This window comes from uncultured Kiloniella sp., from assembly GCF_937128705.1.
Lineage (GTDB): Bacteria > Pseudomonadota > Alphaproteobacteria > Kiloniellales > Kiloniellaceae > Kiloniella.
The window spans coordinates 1-2,698 of record NZ_CAKZMP010000042.1 but is presented as its reverse complement, the minus strand read 5'-3'; the positions used below and the strand labels follow the sequence as shown (position 1 = coordinate 2,698).

The window sequence follows — 2,698 nt, the reverse complement described above, 5'->3', positions numbered from 1 at the left end:
GTGAAAACCCAGATGCTGCTTTTGCCTGAGGTTGTTGAGCTTGACGAAGATGCGGCACACCGATTGGTGAAACGGGCGGATGAGTTATCAGAGCTGGGACTGGTTCTTGAAGGTTTTGGTGCTGGGGCCGTTGTTGTACGCGAGGTTCCCGCAATCTTGGGGGAACGTGCAAATGCAGCCGCGTTGGTAACGGATCTTGCGGATGAACTTGCTGAGTTGGGTGAAACCCTTGCCCTCAAAGAACAAATTGAACGCGTTCTGGGGACGATGGCCTGTCATGGATCAGTCCGGTCTGGACGCCGCCTCAATGGGGAGGAAATGAACGCCCTTTTACGTCAGATGGAAGTGACCCCGCATTCTGGGCAATGTAACCATGGACGCCCGACCTATATTGAATTGAAGCTAGCAGATATAGAAAAGCTCTTTTCCAGAAGATAATCGTTCCTATCTATAAGCTGTGCTATTTTACGACTTAATCGTTCGAGTGTTGATTACTGGGAAGTATTCGAAGGCTTTTCTGGAACGCATCACACAGGGAGAACTTCTTGAGTTTTGACTTTTTGAGCCTGAAGCCTGCGACACGATTCTTCCACGCCTTTAGTGATGAGTACTATCATGAAGCTCCCGATGACTGGTGGGTAATCGTCACGGATGTTGTCAGCTCTACCAAAGCTATAGAAGCCGGGCGCTATAAAGATATTAACATGTTGGGGGCAGCATGTATTACTGCGGTTTTTAATACGGTTGGTGGCGCAAAAATTCCCTTTGTTTTTGGTGGAGACGGGGCATCTTTGCTCTGTTCATCAGATGATCTCGATACATTGATTGACGAATTGCTTGCTGTAAAAAGCTTTGGCCATGACTTCTATGATTTGGAACTGAGGGTAGGGTGTGTGCCCGTTTCACACATCAAAGAGTGTGGTAAAAACATCCAAGTTGCTCGATTAGAGTTATCACCCGGCAATAGTCTCGCATTATTCAATGGTGGCGGATTGGCCTTGGCTGATTCTATTATAAAGGCAGATGAAACCGGAGAGTTTTGTAAGCTGCATGCTGTAACACGCTTACCTAATCTGGAAGGACTTTCCTGTCACTGGCAACCTTTGAAGTCTATTAATGGGCAGATTATTACATTGTTAGTGCATGCGGTTAATGATCATGAATATCCGCGTATTGTTGATAATATAGAACAAATTCTGAACAAGGAAAGTTCAGACCCAAATCCTGTGAAAATTCAGCATATGAAACTCAGAGGACTTTTCGAGAACTTTTTTTTGGAAAAATTTGCTGCAAGTAAAGGAAGAGGAACCAACATCTGGCCTACCTTGAAAACACTCTTTGAAAAAATCTATTTGCGGTTTGCTAATTTTGTAAATTTAAAATCAGGACCTTATCAACCAGAAACCTATCTGACTGAGTTACGCAATAACTCTGATTTCAGAAAATTTGATGACATGGTTCGGATGGTTTTGGATTGTGATTTGGAAGTTATCCAAGAACTCCATATGTATTTGGAAAGAGAGCAAGCCGCAGGTAAAATAACTTATGGCACGCACGTTTCTAATGAAGCATTGATGACTTGTTTGTTGCTCGATTTACATCGTGCACAACATATCCACTTTATTGATGGAGCCGACGGTGGTTACGCCATGGCTGCAAAAAACTTAAAAGCACAGGTGGCGTAATCGGAACTTATTAAATCAAGTTCGCAGGAAAAAGAAAATTCTGGCTTTACCGTATTTACGGTTATCGACTTCTTCGAAGCCAAGGGGAGGCGTGACTTTTTCTTTGGCATCACATTCGGCAGCGATGAGTGCTATCTCTGCAATCCAGCCTGCTTTGTCGAGAGCCGAGATTGACGGACCTGTTAGATCCTGATTGTAGGGCGCATCCATAAAAATAAGTGAGCAGGCCTCTCGGGCTTTTGGTGGGGTTAAAGCATCGCCTTGAATAACTTGGGTGGTCTGTTGTGCTTTCAGATTTTTGATATTGTCCCGGAGGGCTGAGAGGCTGTCCGGGGCTTTTTCTATAAAGGTTACTTTTTGCGCGCCTCGTGAAAGGGCTTCAAGGCCCAAGGCACCCGTTCCGGCAAAAACATCCAGAACATGTCGGCCGATGAGCAAGGATTTCGTCCCTGTTGGCAGCAGACCTTTGCTGACATCGCCTTGCAAAAGAATGTTGAAGAGCGATTCGCGCGTTCTATCAAGCGTTGGGCGCGCGGTTTTCCCCGTTGGACAGGTTAAAGGTCGCCCTCTGTGTTTACCGCCGACAATCCTCATACGAACACCGTTACCTAGAGATCATTTTAGGAGCGTTTGCCACGAGGACCTGATGTTGATTTTCCACGAGAAGGAGCTGTCTTTTTGCCAGTTGACTTCGTCGATGGCTTATCCGTAGGTTTTCGGCCTGTTCTACCTTGTGGTTTTTTACCTGATGGACCTTGTCTACTCGTTTTGTCTTTTTGTGCACCTGATTTTCCCTCAAGACCGAATTGATCCTGGATAAGTTTTGCAGGTAGTTCCACAATATCACCGGGTTCAATTTCGCCAAGTTGGAAGGGGCCATAGGAAACTCTGATTAGCCGGTTAACAATCAGTCCTAAGTGTTCACAAACACGACGGATCTCACGGTTCTTTCCCTCTTTCAAAGACATCAACATCCATGCGTTTGTCTTGGCTTGATGGGAAATACTGGCTTC

The 2,698-nt window shown here is 45.5% G+C and carries 2 protein-coding genes and 2 pseudogenes; 2 read left to right on the top strand and 2 right to left on the bottom strand.

Features of this window, described 5'->3' with window-relative positions; translation table 11 throughout:
• Together Q0241_RS02540 and Q0241_RS02535 are read left to right on the top strand one after the other, a co-directional pair.
• A pseudogene (locus Q0241_RS02540) lies at positions 1-438 on the top strand (DNA mismatch repair protein MutL); the annotation flags it as partial.
• A gap of 107 nt (positions 439-545) precedes the next feature.
• Positions 546-1,685: a DUF3095 domain-containing protein gene (locus Q0241_RS02535; protein WP_299372573.1), complete on the top strand. Its 1,140-nt coding sequence runs from the start codon at positions 546-548 to the stop codon at positions 1,683-1,685.
• Positions 1,686-1,700: 15 nt separating this feature from the next.
• On the opposite strand, the gene rsmD is transcribed toward Q0241_RS02535, so the two are convergent.
• Positions 1,701-2,279, bottom strand: a complete 579-nt coding sequence (rsmD, locus tag Q0241_RS02530; protein ID WP_299372570.1) for a 16S rRNA (guanine(966)-N(2))-methyltransferase RsmD — start codon at positions 2,277-2,279, stop codon at positions 1,701-1,703.
• Between the two features lie 26 nt (positions 2,280-2,305).
• Positions 2,306-2,698, bottom strand: a pseudogene (locus Q0241_RS02525) (rRNA pseudouridine synthase); the annotation flags it as partial.